This window comes from Undibacterium cyanobacteriorum (assembly GCF_031326225.1).
GTDB classification, from domain to species: Bacteria; Pseudomonadota; Gammaproteobacteria; order Burkholderiales; family Burkholderiaceae_D; genus Undibacterium; species Undibacterium cyanobacteriorum.
In genome coordinates, this window is the sequence record NZ_CP133720.1 from 2,580,962 (window position 1) to 2,598,074 (window position 17,113).

The 17,113-nt window shown below is 48.4% G+C and carries 12 protein-coding genes; 8 read left to right on the forward strand and 4 right to left on the reverse strand.

What is annotated here, in order from left to right:
- The first annotated feature begins 84 nt into the window (after positions 1-84).
- The 4 genes from hpnD (at position 85) to RF679_RS10910 (ending at position 4,627) form a co-directional block, all read left to right on the forward strand.
- On the forward strand, positions 85-918 hold the full coding sequence (gene hpnD / locus RF679_RS10895) for a presqualene diphosphate synthase HpnD (protein ID WP_309480656.1): 834 nt from the start codon (positions 85-87) through the stop codon (positions 916-918).
- Positions 919-931: 13 nt separating this feature from the next.
- Positions 932-2,383: a hydroxysqualene dehydroxylase HpnE gene (gene hpnE, locus RF679_RS10900; RefSeq protein WP_309480657.1), complete on the forward strand. Its 1,452-nt coding sequence runs from the start codon at positions 932-934 to the stop codon at positions 2,381-2,383.
- A gap of 316 nt (positions 2,384-2,699) precedes the next feature.
- Positions 2,700-3,896, forward strand: coding sequence for a DUF5009 domain-containing protein (locus RF679_RS10905; RefSeq protein WP_309480658.1), 1,197 nt, complete (start codon positions 2,700-2,702; stop codon positions 3,894-3,896).
- A gap of 170 nt (positions 3,897-4,066) precedes the next feature.
- Positions 4,067-4,627: a DUF6882 domain-containing protein gene (locus RF679_RS10910; protein ID WP_309480659.1), complete on the forward strand. Its 561-nt coding sequence runs from the start codon at positions 4,067-4,069 to the stop codon at positions 4,625-4,627.
- Between the two features lie 148 nt (positions 4,628-4,775).
- On the opposite strand, the gene hrpA is transcribed toward RF679_RS10910, so the two are convergent.
- Positions 4,776-8,993, reverse strand: coding sequence for an ATP-dependent RNA helicase HrpA (gene hrpA / locus RF679_RS10915; protein WP_309480660.1), 4,218 nt, complete (start codon positions 8,991-8,993; stop codon positions 4,776-4,778).
- 23 nt (positions 8,994-9,016) lie between these two features.
- Between hrpA and argA the strand changes: the two genes are divergently transcribed.
- A complete protein-coding gene (gene argA, locus RF679_RS10920; RefSeq protein WP_309480661.1) occupies positions 9,017-10,327 on the forward strand; it encodes an amino-acid N-acetyltransferase in 1,311 nt (436 codons plus the stop codon).
- A gap of 122 nt (positions 10,328-10,449) precedes the next feature.
- The gene (locus tag RF679_RS10925; RefSeq protein WP_309480662.1) at positions 10,450-10,722 is read left to right on the forward strand and encodes an oxidative damage protection protein; all 273 of its coding nucleotides are present in this window, start codon (positions 10,450-10,452) and stop codon (positions 10,720-10,722) included.
- A gap of 319 nt (positions 10,723-11,041) precedes the next feature.
- On the opposite strand, the gene aceB is transcribed toward RF679_RS10925, so the two are convergent.
- Complete coding sequence (gene aceB / locus RF679_RS10930) at positions 11,042-12,628, reverse strand: malate synthase A (RefSeq protein WP_309480663.1); 1,587 nt, start codon at positions 12,626-12,628, stop codon at positions 11,042-11,044.
- 428 nt (positions 12,629-13,056) lie between these two features.
- Here aceB and RF679_RS10935 point away from each other — a divergent pair, with 428 nt between their 5' ends.
- Positions 13,057-13,965 (forward strand): LysR family transcriptional regulator, encoded by a 909-nt coding sequence (locus tag RF679_RS10935; protein ID WP_309480664.1) that lies wholly within the window; start codon positions 13,057-13,059, stop codon positions 13,963-13,965.
- Between the two features lie 121 nt (positions 13,966-14,086).
- Here the strand turns inward: RF679_RS10935 and RF679_RS10940 are convergent, their stop codons facing one another.
- Positions 14,087-15,811, reverse strand: a complete 1,725-nt coding sequence (locus RF679_RS10940; RefSeq protein WP_309480665.1) for a methyl-accepting chemotaxis protein — start codon at positions 15,809-15,811, stop codon at positions 14,087-14,089.
- 267 nt (positions 15,812-16,078) lie between these two features.
- Complete coding sequence (locus RF679_RS10945; RefSeq protein WP_007878889.1) at positions 16,079-16,282, reverse strand: cold-shock protein; 204 nt, start codon at positions 16,280-16,282, stop codon at positions 16,079-16,081.
- 499 nt (positions 16,283-16,781) lie between these two features.
- On the opposite strand from RF679_RS10945, the gene RF679_RS10950 reads away from it, so the two are divergent.
- The gene (locus RF679_RS10950) at positions 16,782-17,099 is read left to right on the forward strand and encodes a hypothetical protein (protein WP_309480666.1); all 318 of its coding nucleotides are present in this window, start codon (positions 16,782-16,784) and stop codon (positions 17,097-17,099) included.
- Positions 17,100-17,113: the final 14 nt, after the last annotated feature.

Here is a 17,113-nt window from a genome sequence, read left to right on the forward strand (position 1 = left end):
GTATTTTCCTCATAAGCCTGTTTGTACTAAAGTCTCGAAACCGTTACGATTACGCCTTTGCAACTGTTCACCCGAAACCGCCGAATGTCTCCCGACGAATATTGCCAACAAAAAGCCGCAGCAAGTGGTTCGAGCTTTTATTACAGCTTTCTGTTTCTACCACAGGAAAAACGCAAAGCCATTACCGCACTCTACGCCTTCTGCCGAGAAGTCGATGATGTAGTCGACGATTGCAGTGACGATCACGTCGCTCGTACCAAACTCGTTTGGTGGCGCAAAGAAGTTCAATCGATGTTAAAACAACAGCCTAGCCATCCTGTTACGACTGCACTGTTACCGCATACGGGGGCATTTCAGCTCGAGGGCGAACATTTGTTGGCCATTATCGATGGAATGGAAATGGATCTGAATCAGAACCGCTACCTCGATTTCCTCGCACTTCAAAAGTATTGTTGGCATGCTGCAGGTGTCGTTGGCATACTCTCTGCGAGTATTTTCGGCATCAAGAATCCACAAACCAAACAATTTGCAGAAAAACTTGGACTTGCCTTTCAGCTGACCAACATCATTCGCGACGTCGGCGAGGATGCTCGTAAAGGGCGCATCTATCTGCCCGTCAACGAATTGCAGCAATTTGGCGTGCCTGCAAGTGACATCCTGAATGCACGATATAGTCCCGCATTTGAAGAACTGATGCGATTCCAGTATGAGCGTGCGCAGAAAACCTACGAAGAAGCCTTCGCTTTACTACCGCAGGAAGATCGGCGTTCACAACGCACCGGCCTCATCATGGCCGCAATCTATCGTGCCCTGCTTGAAGAAATCAAAGACGATGGGTTTAAGGTACTGCATCAACGCATTTCACTAACGCCGATTCGAAAACTCTGGTTGGCTTGGAAAACTTACATTAAGGCCTAAGGGTTTTCCGCAAATGTGGCTGCATTCGAAAATCAACAAACCATCCAAGAAAACCATCGCGGTCGTTGGCGGAGGTTGGGCTGGTGCTGCCGCCGTCGCAGAGCTCGTTTTTGCTGGGCATCAGGTCGATTGGTATGAAGCTAGCCGTCAACTCGGCGGTCGCGCAAGGGCTGTTGAAGTAGAAGGGAAAATGCTGGATAACGGCCAGCATATTCTGCTCGGGGCCTACCGAGAATGTCTCAATCTACTGAAACGACTAGGCATAGAGCAAAACGATTCTTTTCTCCGCTTGCCGCTCCAAATGGTGTACCCCAATGGCACGGGCATGCACTTTATCGCGCCAAAGTTACCAGCGCCGTTACACCTCGCATTTGCGCTGCTCAAAGCTCATGGTTTAAACAACGAAGACAAATTTGCCTTGGCGCGCTTTTCAACGACCGCTCGCTGGATGGATTGGCAACTCAACGTTGACTGCAGCGTCAGTGAACTTTTGAATCGCTATCAACAGACGCCTCGATTGATCGAATTCATGTGGCGACCACTGTGCATCGCTGCTCTCAACACCTTACCAGAACACGCTTCTGCACAAGTATTCCTCGCCATCCTTCGAGACAGCCTAGGTGCCAAACGCAGTGCATCTGACATGCTACTGCCCAAGACCGATCTAAGTCGATTGTTACCTGACGCCTGTGCTCGACTACTTCAAGAAAATGGTGGCCGTGTTTTTCTTGGTGCTCGAATTGACCATCTGGAACAGCATCCTTCTTTCTGGAGAATTCGAAGTAATACGAGCACCATGATACCCGAGGTGAATTACGATGCATTGATTCTCGCTACACCTGCTGAGACGAGTCGTCGCCTTTTAGCGTCGATGAGTGGCATCCAAACGCCAGCAGCACTATCACCCCCAATCGAGTATTCATTTGAAAACTCGCTCGAAGCATCTCTCGAAAAGTCAACCGAGCAGTTCAAATCAGATACCGGCCTTTTCGACATTCCACAGTTTGAATATGAAGCAATTTGCACCTGCTATTTGCAATACTCATCAGAACTGCGTCTAGCACGACCATTTTTTGCGCTTCGTGACGACCCGAGCGTACAAGCGTTCGGCCAGTTCGTATTCGATCGTGGACAACTGCACAGCGATCACGCGGGTTTGCTCGCTGTTGTTGTCAGCGCCCCCCAACAAGAGTTCGAGCTCCCTCACGCAGAACTCTCGAAACTAATTGCTCGCCAGTTGGCAAATGATTTCAAGATGCCTGCGCTCGAGAATCCACTTTGGTCACGCATCATCACAGAAAAGCGAGCAACCTTCCGCTGCACACCGAATCTAAAGCGCCCCCAGCAAACAACGGCCTACGCGCATCTTTTCTTGGCAGGCGATTACACACACTCAGACTACCCTGCTACGCTCGAGACAACCGTTCGAAGTGGTGTTACCGCTGCGCGCTTAGCTTCTTCCTAGAATTTTTCAATACGTGAAAATACGCTACAGTATCTTCATATTGTCTCCCGATCGTTGATTGCCACGGTTGACTTTGCGAGAGTTACAAACAACGAACAGAACTCACGATTACAAGAACCCAAGAACACGATCGAAGCGTCTTAAACATCACCATCTTTTATTACCAGAGTTAAACCGAGACCTTTAAATTACCACTCGTGCCAGTACCAAACATGAAAAAAGATAGCTGCGAACCAAATCCGTTCTCAAAATAGTTTTACATGCGTCATGAGCTAAACGTAATTTGTATGCCTAAACTCGGTCAGAGAACAAATCTATGAACCAAATAACTCAAGCGAAGCCAAAGTTAAGAATAGAGTCAATTGATTGCTTTCGCGGTCTCACTTTCTTCTTCATGATCATCGTCAATGAACTGCACGGGGTCCCGGGAATATCGAAATGGCTCAAACACATGCCGGCACATGCTGATGCGATGAGTTTGCCTGACGTCATTTTCCCCGCGTTCTTATTCATTGTCGGCATGTCGATTCCTTTTGGAGTGCAAGCGCGAAAAAAAGCTGGCGACTCAAACTTAAAGATCGTTCAGCATATCTTTCTACGTGCGCTTGGCCTGATTACGATGGGTTTCTTTATGGTGAATGCAGAGGCTGGCTACGACGAGGCGCGCATGCCGATTTCAATTGGAGCATGGGCCTTAACGTCCTACCTCGCGTTCATGCTCATTTGGGGCGTCTATCAATTTAAAAATCAGCTCGTCAATATTGGCGGTCGACTGCTCGGAATCTTTATTCTGGCCGCTCTCGCCTCGATTTATCATGGTGACCAAACTCAGTCTTGGATGAGCCCGCAGTGGTGGGGAATACTAGGCCTTATCGGGTGGGCCTATTTAGTAAGCGCTCTGGTTTATTTAGTGACCGGTCCATGTTTGATGAAAATTGGCGTCGCCTTGCTTGGCATGATCGCCTACTATGCTGCAAGCCATAGCGCCATATTATTCTCCCCAGCGCTGAACATTTTCCTGAGCCAAGATGCCCATGCTGCTCACAGTAGTATTGTTCTATGTGGCCTCCTGACAAGTACTCTATTTTTTTACAACGGCTCTTCCGTCAGTGCGATTGTGCGATTAAGCAAAGCCATGCAGTTTAGTCTTGTTCTATTGTTTTTCGCTTTCGCTCTGCATAACGCCTATCCAATTTCTAAGATCTATGCCACGCCAACATGGTGTATGTATTCGGCAGCACTTTGCGTCGCAATCTACTGTTTGCTCTACTTCCAGATTGACATGCGGTGTCAGCGAAAACTGGCAAATCTCGTGTACCCAGTCGCTAGTAATCCACTGATTTGCTATCTCATGCCTTTTGTTGTCGCAGGTATCCTGCAGGTCTTCAAAGTTAGCAATCCAATTCACGGTCTCTCCGGTTTTTATGGTGCAATCGCCTGTGTTCTTTACTCTTGTTTAATTGTTTTTCTCGTGGGACGACTCAATCAAATCAATTTCAAAATGCGGTTCTGACTTTCTACAAACATCGACAAAATGTTTCGCAATTCGGCCATCACTCACAAATCTTGCATTGCCTACAATTTAAGCACAAGGTCAAAGCTGCTATAATCGAGGGAATCAGTTAGCTCGGGCGAAGAATCACAGCAGCCTGGAGAATTGACTGCATTTTTGATGGTTGTGCGATGAACAAGTTTAAAAATTTTCTTCTTTCTTTCTTCAGCTCTGGTTCTGCAAAACCGCCAGAGGAAGACACCCGCCAATTCATTCAATCTGCGTTCAATGAGATGATTGATCACAATCGAACTCACGCGGCTAGTTGGCGCTATGGTAAAGAAATGGGATGGACCGCAGACCTCGATGCGGGAGTCATTGTCTTCAAATTCGCTGGCGACCGAACGGCCACATGCCACTTCCAAAGTATCGGCGTGTACGACGAAATTACTGGGCAATTCACTTGGGCATGGGCGCAAAAGCTACGTAAAAACCAGCAAATTCACGCACGTCAGGCACGCAACTGGGGACGCTTTCATCGGCATCCACACTTTTTAGAACCGACCTTCAGTTGCAATATGGATGAAGTGTGGAATCTTGCCGCAGTGACCCGAATGGTCTCTGAATCAAAAAATGTTTATCGTGGCCGCGTCGGCAACAAGTATTTGTTCATGACGACCGATGAATTGCAGATCGATACAAAAGGTGCGATGGCCGATTGGACCAAGGCGCGTCAAACAAAGACTTGGTAACGCGCCTCGGCAAAAGTTCTGATTGGACACGCCAATGATGGAATTACCTCAAACACTTCCATCCTTAAGACCACATTCGAATTAGAGTCACCCTTCTAATTTGATTGTAACCACCCAATCACAATGAAGGTCTTATGGATATTGGGCCCTAACGCTGCATACTCTCCCACACCTTCTGCAAACGCTTCACAGACACCGGCATCGGCGTCCGCAACTCTTGCGCAAAAAGCGAGACGCGCAACTCTTCCAGCAACCAACGGAATTCCGTTAGCTTCGGATCCGCATCTGCTCCCGTTCGTTTTGGAGTACGCTGCCACGCTTGTGCCACGCTACTCCACTCCGCCATCAACTTCGTATCGCGACTTGGATCTGCGCGCAGCTTATCCATGCGCACAGCCATCGCTTTCAAATAACGCGGGAAATGCGCCAACTGCGTGTAATCATTGTCGACCACAAAGCGCTTGGTCAATAGCTGCTGCAACTGTTGCTGCATATCGTTCATTGCTTGCGGATGAGCCTTTAAGCCTTGCAGCTTTTTCGGTAAGCCGTAGTACTCAGTCAAAATCACCGAGGCGAGTCGCGCGATCTCATTGGCTAAGAGATTCAAACGCGCTTTGCCTTCTTCGCGCCGTTGATTAAATTCACCCGAATTTTTCGGCAATGGTGCTTGCATGAAGGCGCGATCGAGCGCACTCGTAATAATCTGCTCGCGCAACTCTTCTTGCGTACCCAACGACATAAATTGCATTCCCATTTGCTGCAAATTGGGGATGTTTTTTTCCAGATATTTGATTTGATCTTTCATCTGTAAGGCGAACAAACGTCGCAAACCAACATGATGCACGCGCAATGCTTCATCAGGATCATCAAATACTTCGATGACGCAATGGCTTTGCTTATCGAACAAGGCTGGGAAACCAATCAAACTTTGTTTGCCCTGCTGCACTTCAAGCAATTCTGGTAATTCGCCAAACGACCATGTGGTCAGTGTCTCTTGCTGCATGACCGACGTTGTGCCACCTGTTGCGGTGACATTAGCCTTCGCTTTCCCCGGGCTAGTTGGTATTGGTGCTGCAGAGACTTGTGCCGCGGTATTGCGTGAACTGGAGTCGGAATGAGCGCCAGCCGACGTGTCGAGTAAAGCAAGTTTCTCGGCGCTTGCCAGCTTCTGAAAACTTTGCCGTGCTTGCGTGCCGTATTCAGCGCGCAGACTTGCGAGATTACGTCCCATATCAAGCTGGCGACCGTGCTCATCCAAGACCTTGAAGTTCATACTCAAATGCGGTGGCAGCATTTCAAACTTGAAGTCAGTGGTCAAACATTGCAAGCTTTTTTGCTCACGAATATCGGCGATCAAGGTCTCTAGGAAATTCCCTTTACCGAATTCATTGCGATCACAAAAGCCTGCCGCATAGTCCGGCAAAGGCACGCAATGGCGACGTATTTTCTGCGGCAGGGATTTCAACAACAGTTGAACTTTTTCCTTCACCATGCCTGGCACTAACCATTCGCAGCGATCATTCGACACTTGATTGAGCGAGTACAAAGGTACCCACAGCGTTACACCATCACGCGGACTTCCCGGCTCGAAATGATAGGACAGCTGCAGCGGCACGCCGGCAACTTGCATGGTTTTCGGGAACACATCCGTCGTTACACCCGCCGCTTCATGCCGCATCAACTCATCTTTGTTGAGATATAGCAGCTTCGTTTGTGTCTTACTGGCTTCCTTATACCACTGCTCGAATAGCACTGCATTGTAAATGCCGGCAGGTAGTAACTTATCGTAAAAAGCAGCGATTAAGTGATCATCGACCAACACGTCTTGACGGCGGGATTTATGTTCGATGTTTTCAATCTCGCGCACCAACTTTTGATTGAAGGCTAGGAACGGTGCTTTGGTATCAAAGTCACCTTCAACAAGTGCTTCACGAATAAAAATCTGACGCGCCTCTTCAGGGTGAATCAAGCCGTATTGAATCCGTCTTTGGCTATACACCACCAGACCATACAAAGTGGCGCGTTCAAAGCCAGAAACCTGCCCAGTGCGTTTCTCCCAGCGCGGCTCGCCGTAGGATTTTTTCAACAAATGGCCGCCGACTTTCTCCAACCATTCCGATTGAATTTGCGCTAAACAGCGACCATACAAGCGTGTCGTATCTACCAACTCCGCGGCCATGATCCAACGTCCTGCTTTCTTCGCTAAGTATGAACCCGGCCACACAAAAAACTTGATGCCACGGGCACCAAGATAATGGGCTTCTTCATCGGACTTATAACCGATATTACCTAATAGGCCTGTCAACAAAGAGAGATGCAATTGCTCATAGGTGGCGGGGAGTTCATTCACACGCCAACCCTGCTCTTTCACTATCGTGAGCAGCTGTGAATGCACTTCGCGCCATTCGCGCAGACGTAGTTGACTCAAAAAATTTTCGCGACAATTTTCTTGCAATTGCCGATTACTCTTTTTGTGCGCGATCGCCTCTTCGAACCATTTCCAGATCTTCAGAAAGGAAGTGAACTCCGACTTCTCATCAGCAAATTTTTTGTGTGCCAAGTCAGCCGCATTTTGCGCATCCATCGGGCGATCACGCGGATCTTGGACCGACAATGCGGCAGCAATAATCAAGACTTCATCCAGCGCCTGATTATCACGCGCAGCCAAAATCATGCGACCAACACGCGGATCTAATGGCAAGCGAGCAAGCTCGCGTCCAACCGCAGTCAGCTGATTATTGTCGTCCATTGCCCCCAGCTCTTGCAGCAGCTGGTAACCATCGGCGATGGCGCGACCTAGAGGTGGCTCGATGAAGGGAAAGGTTTCGACATCGGTCAAACGCAATGACTTCATGCGCAAGATCACCGCCGCCAAGGATGAACGCAAAATTTCAGGTTCCGTAAAAGCCGGACGCTGCTTAAACTCTTGCTCGTCGTACAGACGAATACAGACACCTGCTGCCACACGCCCGCATCGACCGGCGCGTTGATTCGCGGCCGATTGAGCAATCGCTTCGACCTGTAACTGTTCCACTTTGTTGCGGTAACTATAGCGTTTCACGCGTGCCAATCCCGCATCAACCACGTAGCGAATGCCAGGCACGGTCAACGATGTTTCCGCTACATTGGTGGCCAATACAATACGACGCGCATTCGAGGTCTTTAAAACGCGTTCTTGTTCTTGCACGGACAGACGCGCAAACAAAGGCAAGATTTCCACATGTGGTGGATGATGTTTGCGCAGCGCTTCGGCAGCATCGCGAATTTCTCGCTCACCTGGCAGGAAGACCAACACGTCACCTGAGCCGCATCGTGCTAACTCATCGACCGCATCCGTAATCGCCACCATTAAATCGCGATCTTTATCTTTCTCGGTCTCTTGAATCGGGCGGTAGCGGATCTCGACAGGATATAAGCGCCCCGATACTTCGATGATAGGAGCAGGTTTATTCCCTTGCGCGAAATGTTTGGAGAAACGTTCAGCATCAATCGTCGCAGAGGTGATGATGACTTTCAAATCGCGACGCTTGGACAAAATCTGTTTCAGATATCCCAAAAGGAAATCAATATTCAGGCTGCGCTCATGGGCTTCATCGATGATGATCGTATCGTATTGCCGCAGCAGCGGATCATTCTGCGTTTCCGCTAACAAGATCCCATCGGTCATCAACTTGACTGAGGCGCCCTTACTGAGGGTATCGGTGAAACGCACTTTAAAACCGACATGTTCACCCAAAGGCGAATTCAATTCTTGCGCGATACGCTTGGCGGTTGATGATGCGGCGATACGACGTGGTTGGGTGTGACCAATCAAGCCCTTTTGCCCACGCCCAAGTTCCAAACAAATCTTCGGCAACTGCGTGGTTTTTCCCGAACCGGTCTCACCACAAACGATGATCACTTGATGCTGCAATAAAGCTTGCGCGATTTCATGGCGCTTGCCTGAAACGGGTAACTCTTCAGGGAAGGTCAATGGCGGGAGAGGATTGCGCAAACTCTCGGTAGCCAGGTCCGTCGCAACATTGTGTGGGCGAGCCTTGTCCGCCCTCTCATGAGGACCTGTTCGAGCGGCAACGGCCGGCTTCCCGTTTTGATCGCGACGCGGAGTTCGATTGGCTGAATTTACAGCTTTCGCAGAATTTGCGGTTCTGGCCGGTGCGGGCGGACGACGGCCGCGTGTGCTTGCATTTTCTGCACGCTTTTCCGCGACTTCGGACTCGTTCATTGGTCTCGCGATCGATTCTTTCTTGCGAAACGGCTGCTGTTTATTGACCTCTTGCGCCGTTTGGCGCAGCTGATCACGCAGCTGGCGTAGATCGGAGGCGACTTTTTCAGGAGAATTTTTTGTTGTTTTGTGAGATGACATAGTCCTGCGATTATAATTCGAGTATGGAAAATTCTGTTCAATTCGTTCATTGGCTGCGCTCAGTCGCGCCGTATATTCATGCATTCCGAGGAAAAACCTTTGTGGTCGCCTTCCCAGGAGAGCTCGTGGTCGCTGGCGCCCTGCCCGTTTTGGCACAGGATTTATCGCTACTACATGCACTCGGCATCAAAATTGTGATCGTGCATGGTTCCCGTCCGCAAGTTGCCGAACAGCTGGCATTGCGTAATGTCGAGGGCCGCTTTCACAATGGCGTGCGGATTACCGACACAGCAGCCTTGGAATGCTCGAAAGAAGCCGCGGGTGAGTTGCGCTTGGATATCGAAGCAGCATTCAGCCAAGGTTTGCCGAACACACCGATGGCCCATAGTGCGATCCGCATTATCTCGGGCAATTTCATCACCGCAAAGCCGATTGGTATCGTCGATGGTGTTGATTTTCAACTCACTGGTGTCACCCGAAAAATCGCCTACGATACGATCGGTCGCATTTTGGATGCCGGCAGTTTGGTCTTGCTTTCGCCTCTGGGATTCTCACCTACTGGCGAAGCCTTCAACTTGACCATGGAAGATGTGGCAGTTTCAGCTGCCACGGCTTTACGTGCCGACAAATTGATTATCATCTCTGAGACGCCGATGATGGTGGATCAAGATGGCGATGAAATTCGTGAACTCTCGTTCAAACAAGCTGAATCGGAATTAGAGAAAGACTACCTTCCTGCCGATGCCAGTTTTTATCTCGAACACGCGGTCAAAGCTTCACGTGGCGGCGTACCGCGTATTCACATCGTGCCTTACAAGATCGATGGCTCTGCCTTGCTCGAGTTATTCACGCATGATGGCGTCGGCACCATGGTCTCGACTGAAAATCTCGAAAGCTTGCGCGAAGCGACGATCGAAGACGTCGGCGGTATCATTAAATTGATCGAACCACTCGAGGCCGACGGCACCTTGGTGAAACGCGGTCGTGAATTGATCGAACGTGAAATCAATTATTTCTCAGTCATCGAGCATGACGGAGTGATTTTCGGTTGTGCTGCGCTATACCCCTTCCCATTCGACAAAATGGGCGAGATGGCCTGTTTAACAGTAAATCCAGAAGTCCAGAGCCAAGGCGATGGCGAACGCATTTTGAAGCATATTGAAAAGCGCGCACGCCGTGCCGGTTTCCATTCGCTCTTCGTGCTGACGACTCGTACCGCGCACTGGTTCTTGAAACGAGGATTTGTCCAAGCGACTGTCGACGACCTCCCTAAAGATCGTCAGAAAATGTACAACTGGCAACGCAAATCCTTGGTCTTGATCAAGCAACTGTAAGCGAATGCATCGCGAACACGACTTCGATTAATTGGGCGGCGACGCAGCGAGCAAAAGCGCCGTATAATCACGCCACCGCAATTTGCAGTATCCAATCACAGTTTCATTGAAGGAGTTTTACCATGGCCCGTATGGTCCACTGCATCAAATTAGACAAAGAAGCAGAAGGCTTAGATTTCCCACCTTACCCTGGTGAATTAGGTCAAAAGATTTTCAATAGTGTTTCGAAAGAAGCTTGGGCAGCATGGATCAAGCATCAAACCATGTTGGTCAATGAAAATCGCCTGAACTTAGCCGATGTGCGTGCACGCAAGTATCTCGCGACACAAATGGAAAAACACTTTTTCGGCGACGGTGCCGATGCGGCGCAAGGCTACGTTCCGCCATCAGCCTAAGATTGCAGCGAAAACTGAAGTAAATTTGCACTAAGAATTTACGGCAGGCAGCACAAAAAAATGGGGTTCAGCTTTAAAAACTGAACCCCATTTTCCTTTTGCTTTCAGTGCTGCTGCATTCGTTCGCTTTTATCTCCGCAACGAGCAACACCTCTACGTGCGACGCCCTCTTTGTGGCGCTACACGCTTCTCCTCGCTCCCACTCGAAACTCATGAGCTTCGTTTCAGTAGAAGCCGTGGGTCTGACTTCTACTCTCACTCTACTTAAACCCAACTCAAAGTTATGATCCGACCATACTGAAACTTTGAAGTCATTGCTTTAGATCTCTTCGTACAATGGTAGCGTCAAGAACTCAGCGAAGGCAGCAGAGGTCGACATGTCTTCAAAAATATTGGCAGCGCGATCATAAGTCGGGCCATCGCCAACACTTTGCTTCACTTTCACCAACTCCTCAACAATCATCGCTTTCACCATGTCAGCGGTGATCTTACGTCCATCTTCCAGTTTGCCTTTGCTAGAACGTATCCACTGCCAGACTTGCGAACGGCTAATCTCTGCAGTCGCGGCATCTTCCATCAAATTGTGAATCGGCACGCACCCATTGCCTGCTAACCATGCGCCGAGGTAGTGAATACCAACGTTGATGTTGTAACGCAAACCTGCCTCGGTGATTGGTGTCTCTGGTTGGAAATTCAGAAGATCTGCGGCGCTAACTTCGACATCAGGACGTTGCTTACTGATTTGATTCTGTGCATCGCCGAGGACCTTCTTAAATTCGGTCATCGCTAAATCAACCAAACCCGGATGTGCGACCCAACCACCATCATAGCCATCACCAGCATCACGTGCCTTGTCACTACGAACACCGCCCATCGCGACTTCGTTTTTCTCGGGGTCATTCTTAATGGGGATCAAGGCCGACATACCACCAATCGCTGGCGCATTTCGCTTATGGCAGGTCTTCAATAACAGCAAAGCATAGGCGCGCATAAATGGCGCTGTCATCGTGACTTTCGCACGATCAGCGAGGCAGAAATCACTGTCGTTCTTGAACTTTTTAATGCACGAGAAAATGTAATCCCAACGACCTGCATTGAGACCAGAACTATGCTCGCGCAGTTCATACAAAATCTCATCCATCTCGAACGCAGCAACGATGGTTTCGATCAAAACCGTCGCCTTAATCGTGCCTTGCGGCAGACCCAACTCATTTTGTGTCATCACAAAAATATCGTTCCACAGACGAGCTTCTAAATGCGACTCCATCTTCGGCAAATAGAAGAATGGACCCGCACCACGCGCAATCTGTTCTTTGGCGTTATGGAACATGAACAAGGCAAAATCAAAGATGCCGCCCGAAACACGTTTGCCATCCACCATTACATGCTTTTCATCGAGGTGCCAGCCACGCGGACGCACCACCAAGGTCGCGATCTTTTCATTCAACTGATAGGTCTTACCGTTTTGCTCTAAGCGGATTTCACGACGTACAGCATCACGCAAATTGATTTGTCCTTGAATCTGATTCTGCCAGTTTGGTGTGTTCGAATCTTCGAAATCGGTCATGTAACTATCGGCACCAGAATTGAGCGCGTTGATGATCATCTTACGTTCAACAGGACCGGTGATTTCTACACGACGACATTGCAAAGCAGCAGGCAGCGGCGCGATGGTCCAATCGCCGGCACGAATGGCTGCTGTCTCGGGTAAAAAATCTGGGCGCTCACCTTGATCCATCCGTTGCGCACGCTCGACTCGTTTTGCCAATAGCTCCTGGCGACGCAGCTCGAAGCTACGGCTCAGTTTGGCGACCAAACTCAGCGCCTCAAAAGTTAAGATCTGTTCAAAACCTGGTTCGATAGGTGCACTAATGTGCATGCCCTCTGGTAAACGTAGTTGTGTCATAGCAGCCTCAGCGTTAAGAAAAAACCTGCATCATTGAATTGATTCATTGCACTGCACAATATTTTTATTTGTCTCAATAATTTCCGTCTAATTTGACTGATTCAGTCGCAAAAGCAAAAACTATTTAATAAAAACAAAAAAACGACATCAATAAAGAATCAATTCACTTCTTGATTCGCAGTATATTCAACATTTCCGTCAACATAATACGCCGAAATATCACAGTATTTTTGCGTTTTAGTTTCAAATCAGCGTTAATATGTCATTTATATACGCTTTTTTGTCACAAGACTTTGACGAGAAATAAACAAATAGAGTGCAGTAGGTCAACCAGAGATGCTTTGGCAGGACTTCGAGAGTCCTTGCTTGATCAACGAAGACGACCAACATTAACGCTCGATATAAACAGGTTTTACGAGGAGAAAACGGTGGATCAGTTTAAGCAGATTTCGACTTTTGCCGAAGTCGCCACACGCGGCAGTCTTTCCGCCGCAGCGAGAGCGGAAGGCGTCGCGCCCGCCATGATAGGTCGTCGTCTTGACGCACTAGAGGAAAGACTCAACGTTAAACTTTTACAACGGACCACTCGCAAGATTGCCCTCACCATCGAGGGTGCAGCATTTTTGGAAGATTGCCAAAGAATTCTCGCCGAACTTGAAGAAGCCGAAACCTCTGTTTCTGAGCGAAGTGCTAAAGCTAGCGGACAGCTCACCATTTCCGCCCCTGCTGGTTTTGGACGTCAACACGTAGCGCCGCTGATTCCACCATTCCTCGAGGAACACAAAGAAGTTCGCCTGACTTTGAATCTCAGTGATCGCGTGGTCGATTTGATTGGTGAAGGCGTTGACGTGGCAATTCGCATTGCCACCTTAACCGACTCAAATCTGATCGGCGTGAAATTGGCCGATAACAAACGCGTGGTTGTAGCCTCACCCGATTACATCAAAAAACATGGTCGCCCCGTTAGCCTGCACGAATTAAACCAACATAACTGCTTAACTTTCAGTAGCGATGGAAGTCAACGTGGCTGGACTTTCCGAGAAAACGGCAAGAATATCCTCTTAAAAGTCGAAGGCAATATGGTGTGCAATGATGGTGCTGTCTTGCACGATTGGGCCCTTTCGGGCAAAGGGTTGGCATGGCGCTCGATGTGGGAAGTTGGTAGCGAAATCGAACAAGGGAAACTGGTCACCGTTCTGGATGAATATACCGCACCAGGCAATGACATTTATGCGATCTTTGCACAGCGTCGACACCTTCCATTGCGCATTCGTGCTTTCGTTGACTACCTACGCGCAGCTTATAGCAAACCGAATTATTGGCAGCATAAGACCTAAGCGTGGGAACACTTCCCACCATCAGTCACCTCTATCGCGAAACTTAGAACAACTCAATCGACAACAAAAAAGGGCGAATTTTGATATTCGCCCTTTGCCCATTCAATCTCGACGCTCAGTCTCAGAACTCTTCCCAATCTTGATCTGGGCTACCATCATTGGCGCGTGAAGGTCGTGTTGCCGAATCCGCTTGCGCCGGTGCTGGTTTCGGCAAAGACTTCACTGCAACTTTCGCCGGTTTCTTCGCTGCAGCTGGAGCAGGTCGAGCGCGAGCGGCGGCTTGATTTGCCGACGTATCGTTGTCACTGAGTTTAAAGATACTCACGGCAGAATTAAGGTTATTCGCCTGTTCCTGCATACTACCTGCCGCCGCGGCAGCCTCTTCCACCAAGGCAGCATTCTGCTGCACCGCTTCATCCATCTTCGAGATAGCGATATTGACTTGAGCAATACCATCACTCTGCTCCACGCTCGCCGCGGTGATTTCGGCCATGATATCGGCCACACCTTTGATAGATACCACAATTTCATCCATCGTATGGCCAGCATCATCAACGAGGCGTGAGCCCGTCTCAACTTTCTCAACCGAGTCATTAATCAGCTCTTTAATTTCCTTAGCTGCGCTTGCGGAACGCTGCGCCAAACTACGCACCTCCGACGCCACCACGGCGAAACCACGCCCTTGCTCACCGGCCCGAGCAGCTTCTACCGCAGCGTTCAAAGCCAAGATATTGGTTTGGAAGGCGATGCCATCGATGACGCCAATGATATCGACAATCTTCTTCGAACTTTCTTTGATCGAATCCATGGTGTGAACCACATTGCCGACCACCTCACCGCCCTTGCTCGCAACAGTCGAAGCCTTCAAGGCTAGCGTATTTGCCTGACGCGCATTGTCCGCATTTTGCTGAACGGTGGAAGTCAATTCTTCCATGGATGATGCGGTCTCTTCCAAACTAGCTGCTTGATTCTCCGTGCGTGACGACAGATCCATGTTACCGCTCGCAATTTCCTCCGACGAGATTGCTATCGACGAGCTACCCTGTCGCACCACAGTGACTGTCTGAACCAAGTTCTGCCGCATGTTCTCCAAACCAGTCAACAACTGTCCCATTTCGTCGCTTGATCGGGCTCGAATTTGATTGGATAAATCACCGTTACCAATGGCTTCAAATTGTTCGAGTACAAAATTGAGCGGATGTGCAATCGCGATCAACAAGAAATAGGCCGAGATGAAAACCGCGATCAAACCGGCACTCACACCAATCAGATCAATCCAGACAAAAGTTTTGAAGTCAGATTGGCTCTTTTTCAGCAGGCCTTCCGCACTGTTAAATTGCATTTCATCGAGTTTGACAATCTTCGACGCAAACTCTTCATAAAGCTTTGGAACTTTATTTGAATTAATTTGATCGGCCTCTTGTAAATTGCCAGCCTTCAAAGCAGCGAGCATAGGAATAAGAGCATCAGAGAGAAATTTATCTTTGGCGGAACTAACCTCAGTTGACAGAGTTTTCTCCTCGCCTGCGTCCATCGGCAAACCCAAATATTTTTTCCAACTTGTATCGGACGTTTGAAGATAACCCTCAACCCGCTTGATCAATTCAGACGCATCACCTGCTTCAGGGTGTGCAATGCCACGATCGATAAGGACACGAGCTCGCAAGAGATTGATACGCGTCGACGACAATGCCTCAAGCGAAGGCAATTGATTACTATAAAGTTCATCAATCACTTGGTTACTGTTACGGACGCCATAAGCCCCCATCAAGCCACCGATAACTAACATGATCGCCATAACGGCCATCGTGGCAATCAATCGAAATCTGATCGTCAAATTCAACATACACTTTCCCTCTTATGGTCGAGACCTCAAAATCCAGAAACAAGTCGGACTACTGCATAAGTTAAACTATTGCCGAAAATCAACTTTGATTTAACGTAACTACGAGTATAGATATTTTCTTGGATGAAAGTAAGAAATATTGCTGAATTTCAATGAAAACGCTCAAAAAGCGACACCCTATCAATCGAAAATTTAGACGAAAAAAAACCCAGCACATATGCTGGGTTTTTCGGGGATCGAGAACAAGACTGTTCTACATTGCCGCAATTAGATTGCTTGGATGTTAGAAGCTTGTTTGCCCTTTGGGCCAGTTGTCACTTCGAAAGAAACGCGTTGGTTTTCTTTCAAAGATTTGAAACCGTTCGATTGAATCGCAGAGAAGTGCGCGAACAAATCTTCGCCGCCTTCGTCAGGAGTAATGAAACCAAAACCTTTAGAGTCATTAAACCATTTAACAATACCTGTTGCCATTACTATTTCCTATTTCAGTTAAAGTGGGCTAAAAAATAAGCCCGATACATCGTCTCAACCAAGCATGAAATGACAGCAGTTACTGCACTACAACCCCGAATTTCAACGACTCGTCGATTATACGCACATATTTTGAATAAAGTGTACTTTTACTTCAAACTTTCTTAATAAGTAGCATTTCGCGGTGAATTTTCCACAATAATCTTCTTTGTTTCGAACAGTACTCGTTGAATTGTTACAGTTGAGAGCAATCAGAATTATGAACTTCCTTACGCAAGAGATTGTCTGAACATTATGATTCAACTCCTGCTCAAAATTTCTTCGCTGGATTGTTGGCTCCCAATAGATAACCAAAAAAACGACTAACCACAAGCTCACATTGACCTACATGCTTCGATTTATTCTCTCTATCTTTCTTTCGATAAGCCCTTGTTGGGCAATCGCTCAAGCAAGCACGAATTCAAAAGCGGCTGTCGCGGCGCCTCTACTGCAGTGCTTCGTGAGCTACGCGGATCAAACTACCGTTGTCAAGACTCGCTTACAGCAATCTCCTTACGCCATTGAGCCTGTCGATATTGGGGGACGATTCACATTCAAAGCTGCGATGGTTGGCGACAAAGACAAAATCAATTACATCGCGTTGTACACCTACTTTCAAGCCTCACCAAAAGATTTACCGATTCATGAAGCCATTTATCGCGGTCCGTTCAAGCCCACTCACAAAGCGCAAACGCTGGGACCGGAAAACCATTTGTATGCCGGCGAAGTGGAACGTGAATTGAAATACAACTGCGAACTCAAATTGGAGGCGCAATAATGCAGGCTACTTTT

Bases quoted from the DNA above. Each gene is read 5' to 3' on its own strand.
- RF679_RS10925 (WP_309480662.1), top strand. From the start codon at position 10,450: ATGGCCCGTATGGTCCACTGCATCAAATTAGACAAAGAAGCAGAAGGC.
- RF679_RS10905 (WP_309480658.1), top strand. From the start codon at position 2,700: ATGAACCAAATAACTCAAGCGAAGCCAAAGTTAAGAATAGAGTCAATT.
- hpnD (WP_309480656.1), top strand. From the start codon at position 85: ATGTCTCCCGACGAATATTGCCAACAAAAAGCCGCAGCAAGTGGTTCG.
- hrpA (WP_309480660.1), bottom strand. From the start codon at position 8,993: ATGTCATCTCACAAAACAACAAAAAATTCTCCTGAAAAAGTCGCCTCC.
- RF679_RS10940 (WP_309480665.1), bottom strand. From the start codon at position 15,811: ATGTTGAATTTGACGATCAGATTTCGATTGATTGCCACGATGGCCGTT.
- argA (WP_309480661.1), top strand. From the start codon at position 9,017: ATGGAAAATTCTGTTCAATTCGTTCATTGGCTGCGCTCAGTCGCGCCG.
- RF679_RS10910 (WP_309480659.1), top strand. From the start codon at position 4,067: ATGAACAAGTTTAAAAATTTTCTTCTTTCTTTCTTCAGCTCTGGTTCT.
- aceB (WP_309480663.1), bottom strand. From the start codon at position 12,628: ATGACACAACTACGTTTACCAGAGGGCATGCACATTAGTGCACCTATC.
- RF679_RS10945 (WP_007878889.1), bottom strand. From the start codon at position 16,282: ATGGCAACAGGTATTGTTAAATGGTTTAATGACTCTAAAGGTTTTGGT.
- hpnE (WP_309480657.1), top strand. From the start codon at position 932: ATGTGGCTGCATTCGAAAATCAACAAACCATCCAAGAAAACCATCGCG.